Annotated in this window: 16 protein-coding genes; 10 read left to right on the forward strand and 6 right to left on the reverse strand. The window is 68.3% G+C overall.

What is annotated here, in order from left to right; all coding sequences use genetic code 11:
- Window positions 1–9 precede the first annotated feature (9 nt).
- On the forward strand, window positions 10–408 hold the full coding sequence (locus ACIA76_RS16840) for a gamma-glutamylcyclotransferase (protein WP_397152714.1): 399 nt from the start codon (window positions 10–12) through the stop codon (window positions 406–408).
- An 87-nt stretch (window positions 409–495) separates the two neighbouring features.
- Window positions 496–1,923, forward strand: coding sequence for an FAD-binding protein (locus ACIA76_RS16845; RefSeq protein ID WP_397152715.1), 1,428 nt, complete (start codon window positions 496–498; stop codon window positions 1,921–1,923).
- Here the strand turns inward: ACIA76_RS16845 and ACIA76_RS16850 are convergent.
- Entirely contained in the window at window positions 1,920–2,240 is a 321-nt protein-coding gene (locus ACIA76_RS16850) for a hypothetical protein (RefSeq protein ID WP_397152716.1), read from the reverse strand. The two genes, ACIA76_RS16845 and ACIA76_RS16850, sit on opposite strands and share 4 nt — an antisense overlap.
- Window positions 2,241–2,371: 131 nt before the next feature.
- On the opposite strand from ACIA76_RS16850, the gene ACIA76_RS16855 reads away from it, so the two are divergent.
- Window positions 2,372–3,346 carry an FHA domain-containing protein gene (locus tag ACIA76_RS16855; RefSeq protein WP_397152717.1) on the forward strand — a complete coding sequence of 325 codons (975 nt, stop codon included), beginning with the start codon at window positions 2,372–2,374 and terminating at the stop codon, window positions 3,344–3,346.
- Here ACIA76_RS16855 and ACIA76_RS16860 read toward each other — a convergent pair.
- From ACIA76_RS16860 to ACIA76_RS16880, 5 genes are all read right to left on the reverse strand, one after another.
- Complete coding sequence (locus ACIA76_RS16860; RefSeq protein WP_397152718.1) at window positions 3,324–6,503, reverse strand: FAD-dependent oxidoreductase; 3,180 nt, start codon at window positions 6,501–6,503, stop codon at window positions 3,324–3,326. The genes ACIA76_RS16855 and ACIA76_RS16860 overlap by 23 nt on opposite strands.
- Before the next feature lie 169 nt (window positions 6,504–6,672).
- Complete coding sequence (locus tag ACIA76_RS16865; RefSeq protein ID WP_397152719.1) at window positions 6,673–7,830, reverse strand: ROK family protein; 1,158 nt, start codon at window positions 7,828–7,830, stop codon at window positions 6,673–6,675.
- The gene (locus tag ACIA76_RS16870) at window positions 7,831–9,240 is read right to left on the reverse strand and encodes a sugar ABC transporter permease (RefSeq protein ID WP_397152720.1); all 1,410 of its coding nucleotides are present in this window, start codon (window positions 9,238–9,240) and stop codon (window positions 7,831–7,833) included.
- Between the two features lie 16 nt (window positions 9,241–9,256).
- Window positions 9,257–10,033, reverse strand: a complete 777-nt coding sequence (locus ACIA76_RS16875) for an ATP-binding cassette domain-containing protein (RefSeq protein WP_397152721.1) — start codon at window positions 10,031–10,033, stop codon at window positions 9,257–9,259.
- The gene (locus tag ACIA76_RS16880) at window positions 10,030–11,157 is read right to left on the reverse strand and encodes a sugar ABC transporter substrate-binding protein (RefSeq protein WP_397152722.1); all 1,128 of its coding nucleotides are present in this window, start codon (window positions 11,155–11,157) and stop codon (window positions 10,030–10,032) included. Before ACIA76_RS16880 ends, ACIA76_RS16875 begins: the two co-directional genes overlap by 4 nt.
- Before the next feature lie 343 nt (window positions 11,158–11,500).
- Here ACIA76_RS16880 and ACIA76_RS16885 point away from each other — a divergent pair, with 343 nt between their 5' ends.
- From ACIA76_RS16885 to ACIA76_RS16915, 7 genes are all read left to right on the forward strand, one after another.
- The gene (locus ACIA76_RS16885) at window positions 11,501–12,289 is read left to right on the forward strand and encodes an ABC transporter permease (RefSeq protein WP_397152723.1); all 789 of its coding nucleotides are present in this window, start codon (window positions 11,501–11,503) and stop codon (window positions 12,287–12,289) included.
- Window positions 12,282–13,136, forward strand: a complete 855-nt coding sequence (locus ACIA76_RS16890; protein WP_397152724.1) for an ABC transporter permease — start codon at window positions 12,282–12,284, stop codon at window positions 13,134–13,136. The genes ACIA76_RS16885 and ACIA76_RS16890 overlap by 8 nt, the downstream gene beginning before the upstream one ends.
- Window positions 13,133–14,143: an ATP-binding cassette domain-containing protein gene (locus ACIA76_RS16895; protein WP_397152725.1), complete on the forward strand. Its 1,011-nt coding sequence runs from the start codon at window positions 13,133–13,135 to the stop codon at window positions 14,141–14,143. The genes ACIA76_RS16890 and ACIA76_RS16895 overlap by 4 nt, the downstream gene beginning before the upstream one ends.
- A gap of 353 nt (window positions 14,144–14,496) precedes the next feature.
- The gene (locus tag ACIA76_RS16900; protein WP_397152726.1) at window positions 14,497–17,112 is read left to right on the forward strand and encodes a nitrate- and nitrite sensing domain-containing protein; all 2,616 of its coding nucleotides are present in this window, start codon (window positions 14,497–14,499) and stop codon (window positions 17,110–17,112) included.
- Window positions 17,109–17,537, forward strand: a complete 429-nt coding sequence (locus ACIA76_RS16905) for a roadblock/LC7 domain-containing protein (RefSeq protein WP_397152727.1) — start codon at window positions 17,109–17,111, stop codon at window positions 17,535–17,537. Before ACIA76_RS16900 ends, ACIA76_RS16905 begins: the two co-directional genes overlap by 4 nt.
- Window positions 17,534–17,968, forward strand: a complete 435-nt coding sequence (locus ACIA76_RS16910; protein WP_397152728.1) for a DUF742 domain-containing protein — start codon at window positions 17,534–17,536, stop codon at window positions 17,966–17,968. The genes ACIA76_RS16905 and ACIA76_RS16910 overlap by 4 nt, the downstream gene beginning before the upstream one ends.
- Window positions 17,949–18,563 (forward strand): GTP-binding protein, encoded by a 615-nt coding sequence (locus ACIA76_RS16915; RefSeq protein ID WP_397153059.1) that lies wholly within the window; start codon window positions 17,949–17,951, stop codon window positions 18,561–18,563. The genes ACIA76_RS16910 and ACIA76_RS16915 overlap by 20 nt, the downstream gene beginning before the upstream one ends.
- Window position 18,564: the final 1 nt, after the last annotated feature.

Consider the following 18,564-nt stretch of genomic DNA (forward strand, 5'->3'; position numbering starts at 1 on the left):
GATCCCGACATGGTGCTGATGTTCCTGAACGGCGAGGGCATGCGCGACGGCCGCCTGCATCACCAACTCGACGGCGCGCCACTGCTGCGCATCGCCCGCAGCGCGCCGAAGTACCGCTATTTCTCGGTGGCGGACCGTTTCCCGGCCATGATCGCCACCGAGACCGAGGGCCGCGCCGTCGCCGGTGAGGTCTACGACGTGCCGATGGAGACGCTGCGCGACAACCTGATTCCCGCCGAACCCGCCGAATTGGAGCTCGGGCTCATCGAACTCGACGACGGCACCGCCTGTCTGGCCACCGTCCTGCGCCGCGAACACCTCGGCTCGGTCGATTTGATCGACATCTCCGATATCGGCGATTGGCGTGCCTATCGCGGCGGCGACTCGGCGCCCGCCGTGTCTCCATGATCATCGGCCGCCGATGCGCTAGGCTTCCACGCCATCGACACTCACTTCTCGCGTCGACGGTATCTGCGCGGCGCCCTCGGACTCGGCATGGCCGCATGGGCCCGCATCGGATTCACCCCGGCTGTCGCGCACGCCGAGCCCGCGCGCTCCGCCCAGCGATCGGTCGATTGGAAGACCCTGCGCGCCCGCGTGCGAGGCCGGGTCGTCCTCCCCGATGATCCCGACTACGCCGCCGCCAAGCAGATCTTCAATACCCGCTTCGACACCCAGACGCCGGCCGCGGTCGTGCAGGTCGACACGGCCGACGATGTCGCCATCGCGGTGCGGTTCGCCGCGCAGAGCGGTCTGAAGCTGGCGGCCCGATCCGGCGGGCACTCCTATGCCGGGGTGTCCGCGGGAACCGGCGTGCTGATCGTGGATCTGCGCAAGCTCAGCGGCGCGACCTTCGCCGACGGCAAGGTCACCGTCGGCCCGGCGACGACACTGCACGCGGTCTACACCGAGCTGGACAAGGTCGGGCAGACCATCCCCACCGGCATGTGCCCGGATGTCGGCGCGGCCGGGCTGACCCTGGGCGGCGGACTCGGCTTCGAATCCCGCAAGCACGGCCTGACCTGCGATCACCTGATCGGGGCCACGATGGTGCTGCCCGACGGGTCGCCGCTCGAGGTCTCCGCCGCGACCGAACCCGAACTGCTGTGGGGGCTGCGCGGCGGCGGCTCGCTGCTCGGCGTGGTCACCTCGCTGACCTACGACACCATCGCCTCGACCCGCAAGGACCTTGTGCGCCTGGTCTTTCCGGGACAGCAGGCCGTGCGCTGCCTGCTCGGCTGGGTCGCGTGGCTGACCAGGGACGACACCCACGACGCCTGGGCGGACGTCAGTTTCGACGCCGACGGCAAAGGCGGCATCGACTGCTGGATGCAGTTGGTATGCCCGGAGGGATCGGGCCTGGGCTACGCCGCGGCGATGGTCCAGTCCGCCGCCGTCGTGCCGCTGCAGGTCGAGCGCCGGACCATGTCCCATATGGAGACCGTCCTCTATCTCGCCGGCGGCGCCCCCACCTCGCCGCGCGCCGGATTCACCAACGGCTCCGATGTGGTGACCGAGATGTCCGAGGCGGCCGCGACGGCCGTCGTCGGCGCGATCACCGAACACTCGCGTGTGGGCGGCACCGGCTGGGTGCAGGTCAATCCGCTCGACGGCGCCGTCCGCGATATCGAGCCCGACGCCACCGCCTTCCCGTGGCGCGCCCACGCCGCCCTGGTGGAATGGGGTGCCTACGAACCGATTCCGCACGATATGGCCACCGCCTGGATCGCCGACGCGCACGAGCGCGTCGAGGAGTATTCGGCGGGCGCGTACGGCAACTACCTCGAACCCGACACCCCGATCACCCGCTACTTCGGTGACAACCACGCGCGACTGGACGAGATCCGCAACGGGATCGATCCGCATCGCCGGATCTACACCGTGCTCACCGATTCCGCGCCGCCGCCGGGCGCGGGACATTAGAACACCGTGCGCCAGTAGCCCTCGCCCTTGATCGACCATTCGCGGTCGAGCGCGGGCACGATGCTGCCGCTGATCCGGGCCTGGCTGTCGAAGACCAGTGACAGCCTGGCCGGGCCGACCGTGCCGGAGAAGCGGTGGGCGCCGCGCAGGGCGTCCAGATAGGGGGCCTCGATGCGCGCCCCGAGCACGGTGAACGGCGGGATATCGTCGACGAACTTCCCGTCGAAGACCTGCTGCGCTTCGTTCGACCGGTTGATCGTGTTCACCGTGAAGTTCCTGCCCCCGGTGTGCTCACAGACCCCGCGCATGGTGGTCATCGTGTCCCCGATCCCGACGAAGTTGCTACCAGGGTAGAGCTTCCGGAGTGAAGCGTCGGCCCGAACACCCGAGCCTGGGCGCTATTCTGGTCGGCGGGAAACGCGTGGGCGTGCGGAACTAGGAGTCCTCTATGGGTCGAGAGCAGGCGGAGGTCGGTATCGCGCGCGGATCCGGGCTGGTCGCCCGGTACGAGGACGTCGTCGTCTTCATACCGCACGAGACGCCGTTCACCGAGCGGATTCTCGAGGCGGCCGAGGTGGCCGCGGAGGCCGAGGATCCGGGCGCGACCTTCGTGCGGCAGCTGGTGGCGGCGGTATTCGTCGAGGGTGCGGCCGCGGCCGCCTCGTTCGGCATGGTCGCGCCGACGGCCGGCGGCGTGCTGGTGCTGCTGCGCGGCCCGGTGGCGGCCCATATCGATAAGTTCGATGGGGCCCAGCGACTTTCGGGTATGCGCGCGATGACCTGGCTGGACGAGGTGGTCCGGGATCCGGTCCAGCAGATCGTCCTGGCCGACGACGACGATATCCCGGTCGAGGAGCTACTCCATACCGATCTGCGCGCGGGCGTGGCCCCGGGCGGCGGCCTGATCGTGCGGGCGCTGGTCGACGGCTCCACATCCACCGGCGCCCACCGCGCCGTCGGCGAACCCGCCCCCGCGCTGCAAGCGGGCCAGCCGCTCGTGCCGGTCGAACACTACGCCTGGAGCGCGGCCGCCCCGGAATCCGCCGCGGCCCTGACCAATACCCATGCCGACACGGTCACCTACCACACCCCGTTCGGCGTGCTGGTACGCAACGACGGCGCGGCCTATCCGCTGGATCGGCCGTATGTCATCGGGCGTGATCCGATGGCCGCCGAGGTGGTCCGCCACGCCGCCGCCTCGCCGATCGCCTTCACAGATCAGGGGATGTCGCGGGTGCACGCGCTCGTATCGGTCGACAACGGAACGGTTTTCGTCCACGACAACGAGACACCGACGGGCACGTTCATCGCCGCGCCGGGCGCCGAGCAGTGGACCCGGCTGGGTCAGCGGCCCGAGGCGCTGCAGCCGGGGTGGAGCCTGCGGGTGGGCAATACGGTGCTCACCTATCGGGCAACGAGCTGAATTCCACCGTCTGCAGGGCCGATTGGAGCACCGACCAATCGCCTGCCCGCAACGCCGAGCGGGCCGACTCCGATACCGGGACCCGATCGCGCACGGCCTGCTGCACGGCCGCGACCTCCGCGGGATGGTGGCCCAGGATCGTCGCCCCGACCGCCCGCCCCTGCGACAGCAGCAGCCGCCGGTAGGAATCGGGCCGCTCGACCACGATCTCCTCATCGGCCCGGCCGGGCCCCACCTTGCCGACCGAGAACAGTTCCAGCCCAACGCCCTTGAGGATCGTGGCCGGGGTCTCGGTGACCAGCGTCCGCTCGCCGCCCAGGGCGTTGACCGCGGCGATCTGGGCCTGTTCGGCCGCGATCGGCCACAGCCCGAACACCTGCCCGCCGTGTTCGGCGATATCGCCCGCGGCGTACACATCCGGAATCCCGGTGCGCATTCCGTCGTCGACGAGCACCCCGCGGCCCACGGGAATGCCCGCCTGCCTGGCCAATTCGATATTCGGCCGGATTCCGGCCGCGACGAGGAAGACGTCGCAGTCCAGTACGCGGCCGTCCCTCAGCTCCGCGCCGCGAACCACCGAATCGCCGGTCACCGCGACGGTTTCGGCGCCGCGCAGCACGCGGATGCCGGTGCGGGCGAAATGCTCGGAGACCAGCTCCGAACAGCGCGGGTCGATCTGCTTGCGCAGCAGCCGATCTCCGCGTTCGAGCACGGTCACCCGCAGTCCGAGCTGATGCAGCGCGTGGGCGGCCTCGAGCCCGAGCAGCCCGCCGCCCGCGACAACCGCCGTCTCGCAGCGGAATTGCTGCACATAGGTGCGGATGTCCATGGCATCGCCCGCCTCGCGCAGCACGAAACAGCCCGGTAGCGACAGACCCTCGATCGGCGGCACGGTGCTGCTCGCGCCGGTGGCCAGGATCAGCCGGTCATACGGCAGCGCCTCGCCGGTGCCGAGGAAGACCCGCCGATCGTCCAGGTCGATGCCGGTGGCCAGGGTGTTCAGCCACGCCGTGATCTGATGTTCGTCGTACCACTGGTCGGGCAGCAGATACAGGCCCTGCATCGCCGAGCGCCCGTAGATCAGCCGCGAGATACCCATCCGGTTGTAGAAGGTGTGCGATTCGGCGCCCACCAGATGGATTTCACAGTCCGGATGGCCGCGGCGCAGGAAGTCCGCGGCCGTCACGCCCGCGATACCACCGCCGATGACGACCGTGCTGACGATCGATCGATCGAAACGTGTGGGCCGCGCACCGCCTCCGCTGCCCGGTTCCGGCGTCAGCGAGACCTTCGCGGCCCCGGCGCCCACCAGGCGCGCGCAGCAGGCCATCCGGGTGTTATCGGCGAAACCGAGACGGCGCAGGGTGTTTCGCTCATCGCGGTTCGGCGGTGACAGGCAGTCCATCCCCTCGAGCACCGCGACCGGATCGGCACCGCACACACCCATCCGGCAGCCCGCCTCGATCGGCTGTTCGGCCCGCTCGGCGATATCGAGCAGGCTCATACCCGCCTCGGCCGGGATCGGGGTATCGCCCGGCGCGAAGGTCACCGACGCCGATGCCGGTGCCGCGCCGGGCTTGTCCTCGGCGCGGCGGCGCGGGAACGGCAGCAGTACGGGTTCGACGCGGGCGCCGGTGCTGTGCGCGAATTGCAGCTCCACGACGCGCGTACGGGCGATCCACGCGAGGGTGAAGATCAGGATCGCTGCGCTGATCGGCCAGTGCAGCCACGGCGCGCGCAGACCGGTGATGGTCGCGAACGATGTCGCCAGGGTGACCCCGGAGAACCAGTAGAAGATGTTGAGCGCCACCGCCGCGTAGCCGACCGTGAGCATCGCCGGACTCAGCCTGGTCATCGCGTCGAGTGCGTAGAACAGGCCCACGGTGGCCAGGACGAACAGGATCAGCAGCGAATACCGCTGCAGCACCGCGGTTCCGGTATTGCCGGTCAGGGTGAAGAAGCCCAGCACGAAACCCGGCAGCGCGGCGGCGAACAGGGTGCGCGGCGCGCTCCAGGAGCGCTCCGGATCGGTCAGATCCGCCTGATAGGCCGAGCGCGGCTGAAAGTCGAAGCAGTTCTTGGCACATCCCACGCAGGGCTGGCAGTGGCTGTTGGGCACCGTGACGAACGGCGTCTGCCCGTAGGCACGCTGCAGCGAGAACAGCGGGCAGATACTGCTGCACCAGCCGCTCTTCCCCTTGTAGACCACCCCGCCGCTGAAGGCCGCCGCCGCGACCGCGCACAGCACCAGGCCCGCGGCGACGCCATTGCGGTCCAGACCCGCCAGCCGCGCGCCCGCGATGCCGAAGAACAGCGTGACCGAGATCAGATAGCCCCGCTTGCGCAACCATTGCGGCGGGGTCTTCGCGCGGGTGAAGCGCAGCACCCGCGGCACCTGATTGGCCGCCGCCAGCGGACAGCTGTTGCGCCACAGTCCCGGTGCGATCAGGAACAGCCCGGGCAGCAGCGGCACGACCACGCCGAAGAAGGCGAACAGTCCACCCGCGGGCCGCACGAACATCGCGACGATCACCGCCAGATAGGCGAGCATGCTCGCGATCCGCACCGCGTGCCACACCGAACGCGGCACCCGGCCGCGCAGTTCGGTATAGGCAGGGAACGGATCGCGCGTCCCGGTCGGATCGATACCGAGCAGGCGGTTGGCGATCCGGACGGGCGAGGGCAGCGGGCGGTCGCCGGGTGGTGGCGGCGCGGCGGCGGGCGCCTGGGCGGCGGGCTCCGGATCGGGCTGTGCCGAGGGCACATAGAGCACGATGATCTCGGTGGCCCCGAGCCGGATCACATCGCCCGCGGCCAGCGCGACCCGCCCGGTGAGCGCGATCCCGTTGACCGTGGTGCCGTTGCGGCTGCCCAGGTCGACCGCCGACAGCGCGGTGGGACTGGGTACCAGCCGCAGATGCCGGCGCGAGACGGTGAGATCGGCCAGCGGCTCCTCCTCCTCGCTGCGGCCGAAGGTGCGCGGACCGGACAGCATCAGCCGCCGCGGCGCGCGGCCCGGTTCGCGAATCTCGATCAGCGGCGGACCGCTCGGCATTCCGCTACGCTCACCGAAGCGGCGAAAACCATTGCGCCAGTGAGTTGCCCGATCGGACAGCACGGCGTTGTCGCCGTCGTCGGCGCACACGCTGGTAGACATCCGGCATCGACCTCGATCGTCAGAACCGAGGCACGGCACAGCGCCTCAGCACCTGTTATCCAATAGAGATTAACTAGCGACCGGTTCGCGACCGAACCTCCGTATAAGAGTACGCGAATCTCCAGCCGGGTCTACTGCGAATTCGCTACAGCTTAAGAGCGATCCGACATCACAGATGTGCGAGCACGTCCTCGAACGCCGCCTCGGCGGCGCCCAGCAGCTTCAGATCCGCTCCGAGCGAGGACTTTTCGATCCGCACGCCGCCCAGGGCACGCCCGACCAGACTGCGGCGCAACACCTCCTCCTCCACCCGCGCGACGACGGCCTCGGGCAGCGTGGTGAACAGATCGCCGAGCACGACCAGCTCGGGACCGAGGATGTTGACCACATTGACCAGCCCGAGGATCAGCCAGTCGACGTACTCCCCCAGCCGCGCCACCGGATCCGAATCCCGTTGCAGCTCGCGCAATTCCGCGACGATCGCGCCGCGCGGGCTACCCTCGGGCAGACCGAGCGCGCGGCGCAGCGCGGCCTCGCCGACCTCGGTCTCCCAGCAGCCCTCGTTACCGCAGTGGCAGTGCCGCCCGCCCGGGCGCACCGTCATATGGCCGATCTCACCGAGGTATCCGGCCGATCCGCGCATCAGCGCGCCGTCGGCGATGATGCCGCCGCCCACGCCGACATCAGCGGAGACGAACACCGCATCGGAGGCCCCGCGTCCCACCCCGCGCACATTCTCGGCGAGCGCACCGAATTCGGCGTCGTTGCCGACCACCACGGGCACGCCGAGCATGGTGCCCATCCGCTCCCCGAACGGCACCTGCAGCCAGCCCAGATTCGCCGAGGCGTGCACCAGCCCGTCCGCGCGGCGGACCACCCCGGGCACCGAGACCCCCGCCGCGACCGGGCGCAGCCCCAGATCCTGCACCAGCAACGCGGCCGATTCGGCGACGTGGCAGACGAGTTCGTCGGGATCGCGCCCTCGGCCTCGCAGATTCCAGCTGTTGCGGCCCAGGATCTGCCCGCCCAGTCCGACCAGCGCGATGCCCGCGTGTTCGACCTGTACGTCGACGGCCAGCACGACCACGGCCTGCGGTTGCGGCAGTACCAGCAGCGACGGCCGGCCCGCGCCTTTGATCAGCCGCGGCACCCGCTCCTCGACCACACCGTCTCCGGCCAACCCATCCACCAGCATCTTGATGGTGGACCGGTTGAGGCCGAGTTCCTGTGCGAGCGTGGCGCGGGTGGCCGGACCGTCCACATGCAGCAGGCGCAGTAGCGACGCGCGATTGAAGCGGCGTACCTCGTCGGGGCGGGCGACGGTCATCTACCGTCCGGTCGCCCGGGCCCGCCGCCGCGACAGGGCATCCACGGTCGCCGCCAGCAGCAGCACCAATCCGGTGACGATCGAGACCACCGCGGCCGGCTGCCGCAGCAGGCCCAGCCCGTTGGATACCACCGCCAGCACCGCGCCGCCGATCACCGCATCGGCCACCCGGCCCTTGCCGCCGAACAGCGAGGTGCCGCCGATGACGGCCGCGCCGACCGCGAACAGCAGGGTATTGAGCCCGCCCGCCTGCGGATCGACCGAACCGACCTTGGAGGAGTACACGATCGCGCCGATCGCCGCGCAGCCCGAGGAGATGACGAAGACGCTCGCCCGCAACTGGGTCACATTGATCCCGGCGCGCCGCGCCGCCTCCGCATTGCCGCCGATCGCGTACAGATGCCGTCCATAGGTGGTGCGCTGCAGCACATACGTGCCCACGGCCAGCAGTGCCAGCACGATCGGCACCACATACGGCACGCCGGAGATCTCGATGAGTTTGCTCGGCGAGCGGTCGACCGACAGGAACGCGGTCGCCACCGCGGCCAGCACCAGCACCGCCACCACCCTACCGACCACCAACGGCGTCGGCGAGGTCACCAAACCCTTTGCCTGCCTGCGGAAGTGGCCGATCAGCGCGACCGCGGCATAGCCGCCCGCGGCCACCACGAACAGCACCCAGCTCCACGGCACCGACAGATTGCCGTTGGCCACCGCGTTGAGCACCGGCGAGGAGCTGATGCCCAGCACCCCGCCCTCGCCGATCAATTGCAGGATCGCGCCCTGCCAGGCCAGGAACAGCGCCAGCGTCACCACGAACGACGGCATGCCGATCCGCGCGATCAGGAATCCGGTGATGCTGCCGATGGCCGTGCCCACGCACACCGCCAGCAGCATCTCGATCCATGGATTGGCGTGGAAGCCCACCAGCGTGATCGCCACGCCCAGCAGCGCCATCACCACACCCGGCCAGATCCGCAGCAGCCCGGCCAGCACGGCGGCCAGCACCAGCAGTCCGTTGAATACGAAGAACACCGTATTCCCCATGCCGGACAACAGATTTCCGTTGTCGACATAGTGGATCGCCAGCACCGCGCCCGCGACACCCGAGGCGGTGCCCGCGGACAGATCGATCTCGCCGAGCAGCAGCACATACACGATGCCCATCGCGATGATGGTCTGCCCGGCGCCCTGGGCGAGCAGATTCGCGATGTTGTTGAGCGAGAAGAACACATCCGACAGCGCGGAGAACAATACGATCAGCACCACCAGGCCCAGCAGCGCCGGCAGCGAACCGATCTCGCCGCCCCTCACACGGGCGAGATAGGCGCGCACGGCCTCCGCCGTGGACACGGTGGTGGTATCGATGCCGAAATCGGCGACCGCCGTCTCGGCCGAAACTTGCGTCATCACACAGTCTTTCCTGTTAGAGCACCGCGGCCTCGGGCCGCGCCAGGCCCAGGTCGCCGGAGCGGCCCGCGGTGATCAGTTCCACGACCTGGTTCTGGGTGACCTCGGCGGTGCGCACCTGCGCGGCCATCCGGCCCAGGTACAGCACCGCGATCCGATCGGCGACCTCGAAGACGTCGGCGAGGTTATGGCTGATGAGCACGACCCCCAGCCCCTGTTCGGCGAGCCGGCGCACCAGATCGAGCACCTGGCGGGTCTGGGCCACGCCGAGCGCGGCGGTGGGTTCGTCCAGCAGCACCAGATTGCTGTTCCACAGCACCGCTTTCGCGATGGCGACGGTCTGGCGCTGTCCGCCCGACAGCGAGGAGACCGGGGTGCGCACGGATTTCACCGTGCGCACCGACAGCGAGGCCAGCGTGCGCCGCGCCGACTCCTCCATGCTCGCCTCGTCCAGGAACCACGGCTTACCGCGCTCGCGCCCGAGGAACATGTTCTGCACGATGTCGAGGTTGTCGGCCAGCGCGAGATCCTGGTATACGACCTCGATTCCGAGGTCGGCCGCGTCCCGGGGCCCGCGCAGATGGACCTGCTCACCCCGGAACCGGACGGTCCCCGAATCGGCGGCATGGATGCCCGCAATGCATTTCACCAGCGTCGACTTGCCCGCGCCGTTATCGCCGACGAGCGCGGTGACCTCGCCCGCGGGTGCGGTCAGCTCGACGTCGTGCAGCACGTGCACCGCACCGAAACTCTTGTTGAGCCCGGTGATCTGCAGCAGCGCCTCGGTAGTCATGCGATCCCGAGCTGAGTGCACAGCTGCGCCACATCGCCGGTGCACAGGTCGCTCGCCTTCACATAGCCCAGGTCGACGACCTGTTTGACCTCGGTGCGGGTGATCGAATGCGGGTCCAGCAGCACCGATTTCACCGTACGATTGCCCTTGGGGTCCTGGCTCGAGGCGGTGGCCAGGCCGTCGGCGGCGGCCTTATCGCCCTTGGCCAGCGCGGTGGCCAGCTTCGCCGCGGCCTCGGCCTCATCCTTGATCGGCTTGAACACGGTCATGTACTGATCGCCGCGCAGCACCGCCTTGAGGCCGTCGACGGTGGCGTCCTGCCCGGTGACCGGCACCTTGCCGTTGAGGCCGTTCTTCTTCAGCACGGTGATGATCGCCCCGGCCAGGCCGTCGTTGGCCGCGACCACGCCGTCGACCTTGCCGCCGTTACCGGTGAGCAGCTGTTCGAAGACCTGGCCGCCCGTCTGGTTGTCCCAGCCGTCGATGGCCTGGCTGTGCACCAGTTTCAGCGCGCCCGAATCGTAGAGCGGCTGCAGCACCTTGTGCTGGCCCTGGGTGAACAGCGTGGCGTTGTTATCGGTGGGCGCGCCCTCGATCTCGATCACCTGTGCGCCCGGCTTGTCCTCGAGCGCGTCGGCGATGCCCTGGCCCTGCAGCTGCCCGACCCGCACATTGTCGAACGAGACGTAGTAGTCGGAGGATCCGCCGAGGTTGAGCCGGTCGTAGTCGATGGTCGGAATCCCGGCCTTCTTGGCCTTGTTCGCCACCGCGGTGCCGACCTCGGAGTTGATGGAGGCGATGACGAGGACCTTCACACCCTTGGCGATCATGCCGTCGGCCAGGGTGGAGAACTTCTGGACATCGCCCTGGGCGTTCTCGATATCGGCGTCGAAACCCTGTGCGGTGAGCGCCTTCTGGAGCATCGGCCGGTCGAAGCCCTCCCAGCGGGCCGAGGTCGCCGTCTCGGGCAGGATCACCCCGACGGTGCCATTGGCACCACTGCCTCCCCCGGAACCACTGGTGGTGGCGTTGCTATCGCTACGGGAGGAGTTGGAACCGCAGGCGGTGAGGGGCAGCAGGGCCGTCAGGGCAATGGCAACGGCCCCGAGCGTTTTCGTCCTCATCAGGTGAACCTTTCGAGCTGGCGGCCGCGACCCACCTCCGGTGTATGTCCCGGAAGGTGTTCTGCCAGGATCGGTTCCGGAAAGCGGACGGCCATATGTTGTAGGCAACAACATATGCGACCCGGCTCACAGTGGAGGTCACGATTCCACAACGGTGTGGCACAGCTCACTCGGTCAAATCCTGACACGAAATCGGATCCCGCCGAACCGGTTTCATGCTATTGGCCGCAGACCGTCTCGACCGCCCCGGCGACGGTGCGGACGCGCTCGCATCCTTTTCGATTCCGCTGTGAACGCACCACCTTGGCCGTAACGTGAACTGATTGTGCGCGCGGACCCAGGGGTGTATTTCCGACTGGCTGCAGCAGGGTTCCGCAGGCAGTGGCACTATCGCGTCGCGTTGTTCGCCGGCATGTTCACCAATATCGTATTCGGGCTGGTCCGCGCCTCGGTCATGCTCGCCGCCGTACATACCAACGCCGGATTCGGCGGCTACAGCGCCGATTCCATCGGGGCGTATGTCTGGCTTTCCCAGGGTTTGCTGGGCGCGCTCGCACTCATGGGGCCGCCGTCCGATATCGTCGATCGGATCCGTAACGGCGATGTCGCCATCGACTTCCTGCGCCCGCTGGACATTCAATTCTCCTATCTCGCAACCGATCTCGGCCGCGCCTCCTGTACACTGCTGCTGCGCGGGATGCCCAGCGTCGCGGCCGGAATGCTCACCCTGCAGATCGGGCTGCCGCACGAGGTCGCGCCATATCTGCTGGGTGCGGCGAGTGTGGTGCTGGCCGTGACGATCTCGGCGCTGCTGTTGTTCTCGGTCGGACTGCTCGGTTTCTGGCTGTTGGAAACGCGCGGAGTGCGGCTGCTCTATCAGATCGTGGCCACCTTCCTGGCCGGATTGTTCGTCCCGGTACATCTGTTTCCCGGCTGGCTGTACACGGCCGCGATGCTGACCCCGTTCCCCGCCCTGCTGCAGGGCCCGATCGACGTGCTGTCCGCCCGCGCGACCGGATTCGCGGCCGCGCAGATCCTGTGCATGCAGTTCTTCTGGGTTGCCGTGACGCTGCTCCTCGGACGCTTGCTGCTGCGCGCGGGTCGGCGCAAACTGGAGGTGCAGGGTGGCTGAGGTACTCGAAGTAGTCGAAGAAGCAGTCGAAACCTCTGGGATGCACGGAAACTGGTTCACCCCCTACGCGGCGGTGCTGAGCTCGCGGATGCGCTCGCAGCAGGCCTATCCGCTGTCGTTCGCCGCCGATATGCTGTCCTCCCTGCTGGTCGGGGTGGGCGAATTCGCCGAGGTGTGGGTGATCTACCACAACGTGCGGGTACTCGGTGGCCTCGACATGAATGCCATGTTGTTGCTGTTCGGCCTGTCCAATCTCGCCTTCGCGGTCGCGCAGATCGCGGTGGGCCATACCGACACGCTGCCCACCTACATCCGGATGGGCACCCTCGACGCCTTCTACCTGCGCCCGCAGCCACTGTTGCTGCAGCTGATCACCAGCGATATCTCGTTGCGCCGGCTCACTCGCGCCGGGGTCGCCGCGTCGGTGCTGGGCGCGGGCCTGCTGTCCAACGACATCGCCTGGACCGGAATCAAGTTCATCCTGCTGATCACCTCGCTCGCGGCCGGGACCGCCATCTTCGCGGGACTGTTCGTCTGCGCGGCCGGACTGCAGTTCTTCCTCATCGACGGCGCCGAACTGACCAACAGCTTCACCTACGGCGGATCCTTCGCCGCCCAGCAGCCCACCTCGGTGTTCGGCCATCCGTTGACGCTGCTGTTCGGATTCACGGTTCCGGTCGCCTTCGTCGCCTACCTGCCCACCATCGCGCTGCTGGAACTGCCCGGCCCGAGCTGGCTGCCCTCCGGTCTGGCATGGGCGACTCCCGTTGCGGCGCTGTGGATCTGGGCGCTGGCACTGCTGTGCTGGTGGTTGGGGATACGGCACTACCAGGGAGGCGGCGGATGAACGCGATCGAGATCACCGATCTGAGCCGGCAGTTCATCCTGCGCCGCAAGGACGACAGGCGACTGCGCCGCCGCCGCGAGGTGCTCACCGCCGTGGACCGGATGAGCTTCACCATCGAGGCCGGCTCGGCCGTCGGCTATATCGGAGCGAACGGGGCGGGCAAGTCCACCACCATCAAGATGCTCACCGGCATCCTGGTGCCCACCTCCGGAACCGTCCGGACCTGCGGCCTGGAGCCGGTGCGGCAGCGCCGAGAGCTGGCCGGCCGGATCGGCGTGGTGTTCGGCCAGCGGTCGCAGCTGTGGTGGGATCTGCCACTGGGCGAATCGTTCGCGATTCTGGCCGCCATCCATCGCCTGGATCCGGATCTGGGCCGCAAACGCACCCATGAGCTGGTCGAACAGCTGGAAATGGTCGATACGCTCGACATTCCGGTCCGCCAGCTCTCGCTCGGCCAGCGCATGCGCGGGGAAATCGCCGCGGCGCTGCTGCATTCGCCCGAACTGCTGATCCTCGACGAGCCGACGATCGGCCTGGACGTGCTGTCCAAACAGCGCCTGCGTGAATTCCTGTGTTACGAACGGATCCAGCGCGGCACCACACTGCTGCTCACCACCCACGATATGGGTGATGTCGAGCGGCTGTGCGAGCGCGTGCTCGTGGTCGACCACGGCCGGCTGGCCTACGACGGCTCGCTGACCGGATTGGCCGCCACCGTCGGGGTGCGCCGGGTGCTGGTGGTCGATCTGGCCGCGCCCGCACCCGAGCTGGTGGATCTGCCCGGCGCCGAACTGGTCGCCAGCGAGGGCTGCGGAATTCGCCAGCGGCTGGCATTCGATCCCGAATTCACCACCGCCGCCGCGCTGTTGACGGCCGTCTCGGCGCGCGTGGAGGTGCGCGATCTGTCCATCGAGGAACCCGATATCGAGGATGTGGTGCGGCGCATCTACGAATCGAGGCTGCGTCCGGTGCTGCGACGACTTCCGGAACCGCGTGGCTATCGGTGAGCAGCGCCCGAATTCGAGGCGAGCACGCGTGCGGCACATCGACATTGAAATCGCCCGACCCGCGGATGTAACGGTGATGAACAGAATGGCATGAAGATCGTTTTTACCGAAGGGAAGTAATGTACGGCCGCAACCCGTGTGACCACGGCACTTCTAGGGTGTTTCGGCTCGGCGCGCCCGCACTGTAAGGTCATTTGTTTTCGCATCCCGCCGCGCGGTTGCGCCCGTTTCCGCGCCGCGCGTGTCATCCGGCACCCTCGTGTTGCGATCAGCTCGCCAATATGCAACGTTTCTTCTGATTCTCCGAGGGTTCACGGACGCGCGGCCCCGGAGATCGAGATGAGGGAGAACAAGTGCAATTCCGGGGAGCGCGCTTGCTACCACCAGGTGGCGACAAGCTCACATCGGCGGGCCGACTGGTCCGCCCCGGCACCATTCGCGGTCAGCTGACCCGGGTGCTGCTGGTATCGATCGCCCTGGTGCTGGTGCTGCTCGGGGTGGTGATCGTCGACGAGGTCGGTTCCTACCGTGCCACCGGCGACACCACGCGCGCGGTGTCCTTGGCGCTATCGGTGCAGGATCTGGTGCAGGAGGTTCAGCGCGAGCGCGGTCTGACCAACGGCCTACTCGGCGGCGACGCGTCGCTGCGTGGCGCCGTCGACAAACAGCGCGGCGCCACCGACAAGGCGCTGCTATCGCTGCAGAACTCCTTGGAGGACAACGCTCCCGGGGCCGGGCAGATACGCACCGCGCTCAATCAGCTCGGCCTGCTGAGCAGCAATCGTGCCGACGTCAACGCTCACCGCGCCAACCGCGCGGCGATCTTCCAGTTCTACAGCGGGGCCATCGGCGCGTTGAACCAGACGCGTCCGGGCCTGGACCACGCGCAGGACGATCAGATCTGGCGCGGCCTGCAGTCGCTCTACGCGCTCGGCGACGCCAAGGAATTCACCGGCCAGGAACGCGGCTTCCTCAACGGCGTCTTCGCCGCCGAGAGCTTCGGCCCGGGCGAATACGTGCAGTTCCTGAAGATCCTGGCGGCCAAACAGGCCGCGGTGACCGCCTATCAGCGCGATGCGACCGCGGCTCAGAGCGCGGCGCTCGACGCCGCGATGCGCTCCGACGACGCGACCAAGGCCGCGGACTCCGAGGCGGTCGCGATCGCCTCGGAGGGTGGCTCGCTCCCCCATCCGGTCGCGGCGTCGGACTGGTGGACGCAGATGACCAACGTGATCGACGCCCAGCGCGATGTACAGCGCTCGGTCGGCGCCGATGTCACCAGGCGCGCGAACGAGCTACGATCGTCCGCCGCAACGACTCTCGGCATCTACATCGGCTTCGCCGTGCTCGCGGTGCTGGTGTTGATCGCCCTCGTGGTGGCCAGCATGCGGGCGATCGTGCGCCCGCTGGCGACGCTGGCGAGCGAGGCCGACGATGTGGCCTCCCGCCGCCTGCCGGGCCTGATCTCGGCCTGGCATCAGGCCGCCGATTCCGAGCCCGCCACCCCCGATCCGGTGCGCGCTCCGGTCGGCGCGAGCGCCGAAATCGTCTCGGTGGCACAGGCTTTCGACCGCGTCCAGACCACCGCCTACGAGCTGGCCTCCGAACAGGCGCTGCTGCGGCGCAATACGACCGAATCGCTGGCGAATCTGGGGCGGCGCAATCAGAATCTGGTGCGCCGTCAGCTCGGCCTGATCAGCGAGTTCGAGCGCGAGGAGCTCGATCCCGAGGCGCTGGCCAACATGTTCGAACTCGACCATCTGGCAACGCGTATGCGCCGCAACGCCGAAAGCCTGCTGGTGCTCGTCGGCGAGGCCAGCCCGCGGCGCTGGTCGGAGCCCATCCCGCTGACCGATGTGATCCGGGCGGCGCTGGCGGAGGTCGACGACTACCGCCGCGTCGTGCTGCGCCGGGTCGACGAGATTCCGATCGCGGGCGCGGTGGTCAGCGAGCTGTCGCATATGCTCGCCGAGCTCATCGAGAACGGCTTGGCCTTCTCTCCACCGGATCTGGAGGTGGAGATCTACGGCCGCCGCACCGGCGGGGCCTATATGCTCGCGGTCGTGGACCACGGCGTGGGCATGCCCGCCGATCAGCTGGCCGAGGCCAACGCGCGACTGCGCGGCGATTCCGACTTCCTCGTGGCGCCGACCCGATTCCTGGGTCACTACGTGGTCGGCCGGCTGGCCCGGCGCCTCGGCATCGATATCGAGCTGACGGTATCCCCGGTCAGCGGTGTCGTCGCCCGCATGCTGCTGCCCGCCGAGGTGATCGCCGATCCGAACAAGCCCAAGCCGGAGCCGAAACGGCAAGCACCACAACCACTTCCGCCCGTTCCGGACTCGACCACCACGGCCGTGCTGCATCCGGCGGCCTCCGCGCGGACCGCGGCGCTGCTCGGCCCCGCGGAATCCTCGGAGACCGAGACCACCACGCCCACCCGGCGCGAACGTCCGACCCCGGAGCGCCTCGACACCGGGGATCTGCCGGTGATCTCGCAGCGCCACACCGCGCCCCGGCACAGCGCCGTGGCGCCGCCGGATCCCTTCCCCACCCTCCCACCGGGTCCGATGAAGGATTCGCTGAATGCCGCTGTGGCGGAACGGAACAAGTCCATCGACACCGGCACCTTCGCCGCGATGATGGCCGGCGCCGACGCCGAACCCGAGACGGCGCAACCGCCCATATGGGAGGATCCGGCCAGCGGATCTCACTATGCTGATCCGGCACCGGTAGCCGACGCTCAACGGACTACTCGCAACGGTCTGGTCAAACGCGCCAAGAAGACTCGCGACACAGGTGCCGCCGCCGCACCGGCGGCGCCCACCAAGCCGGCGGCGCCCGTTGCCGAACGCTCACCCGAGGAGGTCCGTGGCATGCTCGCCAACTTCCGGGCCGGTCATCAGCGCGGCGAACAGTCCGAGCGGCAACGGATTCCGGCATCGACCACACAGGAGGAAAACAGGTGACCACGCATTTGCCGGACACCGGTCCCCATACCTTCAACTGGCTACTCGCCGACTTCGTCCGCACCACCGACGGCGTCCGCGACGCCGTGGCGGTGTCCTCGGACGGTCTGCTGATGGCGATGTCGGAGGGGCTCGACCGCGCGGGCGCCGACCGGCTGGCCGCGATGGTGTCGGGCCTGGTGAGCCTGTCCCGAAGTGCCTCGCGCAGTTACGATTTCGACGGCCTGAAGCTGATCATGATCGAGATGCGGCGCGGTTTCCTGCTGGTGTCGGCGATCGCCGACGGCAGCTGTATCGGCGTCCTCGCCGAAATCGAGGCCGATATCGGCCTGGTCGGCTATCAGATGGCGGTACTCGCCGACCGGGCCGGAACCCTGCTCACCCCCGCCCTGATCACCGAATTGCGAGAGTCACTGCGCAGATGAACGAGCAACACCGGCTGCCGGATCGACGGATGATCGCGTTGAACCGGCCCGAATCTTGGTCCGATCCCTATGCCACGACGGCGAATCCGGCCCGCGAGGTCACCACGGCCGAGGAGCCGGTGGTGCGCCCGTTCCTCATGACGGGCGGCCGTACCACCCCCTTGATCGACGGTTTGCGCATCGAATCCCTGGTCCACGCCACCCCCGCCGCATTGTCGGCGCCGCTGCGCTTCGAGCAGCAGACCGTGGTACGGCTGTGCCAGCGACCGCATTCCATCGCCGAAATCGCCGCCACCCTTCGAGTTCCGATCGGAGTCGCGCGGGTCGTGGTGAGCGACCTGGTGACCTCCGGGCACGCGTCGGTACGCGCCGCCGAAGAATTGTCCACCGCCGCCATCGAGAGGATCAGGGATCTTGTACGGGCACTCTGAGCAACGCAACACCGCACCGGAGCCGTCGGCATCCTCGGTCAAGATCGTCATCAGCGGCGGCTTCGGCGTCGGCAAGACGACCTTCATCGGCGCCATCTCCGAGATCGAACCGCTGGCCACCGAGGCCGCGATGACCGAGGTCTCGGTGGGCGTGGACGATCCGGGCCGGCGCGCGGAAAAGACCACCACGACCGTGGCATTGGACTTCGGGCGCATCACCCTCGATCGCACGCTGGTGCTGTACCTGTTCGGTACCCCGGGTCAGGAGCGGTTCGAATTCCTCTGGGACGACCTGCTCGACGGCGCCCTGGGTGGTGTGATCATGGTCGACACCTCCCGCATCGAGGACTGCTATCCGGTGCTGGACTACTTCGAACAGCGCAACACCCCGTTCGTGGCCGCGGTCAACCGATTCGCCGGCGAGCCCGCCTTCGATCTCGACGAGATCCGCGAGGCGCTGGATCTCGACGAATCCATCCACCTGGTGGAATGCGATGCCCGCGACCGGGAATCGGTGAAGGAGGTGCTGGTGGCCCTGCTCGAGCAGGTGCTGCTGCATCGGCTGGCCGGACCCGGACATCTGGTCGCGAGCTGAC

Source organism: Nocardia sp. NPDC051570 (genome assembly GCF_044454005.1).
Lineage (GTDB): Bacteria > Actinomycetota > Actinomycetes > Mycobacteriales > Mycobacteriaceae > Nocardia.

Bases quoted from the DNA above. Each gene is read 5' to 3' on its own strand.
- ACIA76_RS16870 (WP_397152720.1), bottom strand. From the start codon at position 9,240: ATGACGCAAGTTTCGGCCGAGACGGCGGTCGCCGATTTCGGCATCGAT.
- ACIA76_RS16865 (WP_397152719.1), bottom strand. From the start codon at position 7,830: ATGACCGTCGCCCGCCCCGACGAGGTACGCCGCTTCAATCGCGCGTCG.
- ACIA76_RS16860 (WP_397152718.1), bottom strand. From the start codon at position 6,503: ATGTCTACCAGCGTGTGCGCCGACGACGGCGACAACGCCGTGCTGTCC.
- ACIA76_RS16910 (WP_397152728.1), top strand. From the start codon at position 17,534: ATGAACGAGCAACACCGGCTGCCGGATCGACGGATGATCGCGTTGAAC.
- ACIA76_RS16855 (WP_397152717.1), top strand. From the start codon at position 2,372: ATGGGTCGAGAGCAGGCGGAGGTCGGTATCGCGCGCGGATCCGGGCTG.
- ACIA76_RS16850 (WP_397152716.1), bottom strand. From the start codon at position 2,240: ATGACCACCATGCGCGGGGTCTGTGAGCACACCGGGGGCAGGAACTTC.
- ACIA76_RS16875 (WP_397152721.1), bottom strand. From the start codon at position 10,033: ATGACTACCGAGGCGCTGCTGCAGATCACCGGGCTCAACAAGAGTTTC.
- ACIA76_RS16840 (WP_397152714.1), top strand. From the start codon at position 10: ATGGTGCTGATGTTCCTGAACGGCGAGGGCATGCGCGACGGCCGCCTG.
- ACIA76_RS16880 (WP_397152722.1), bottom strand. From the start codon at position 11,157: ATGAGGACGAAAACGCTCGGGGCCGTTGCCATTGCCCTGACGGCCCTG.
- ACIA76_RS16895 (WP_397152725.1), top strand. From the start codon at position 13,133: ATGAACGCGATCGAGATCACCGATCTGAGCCGGCAGTTCATCCTGCGC.
- ACIA76_RS16845 (WP_397152715.1), top strand. From the start codon at position 496: ATGGCCGCATGGGCCCGCATCGGATTCACCCCGGCTGTCGCGCACGCC.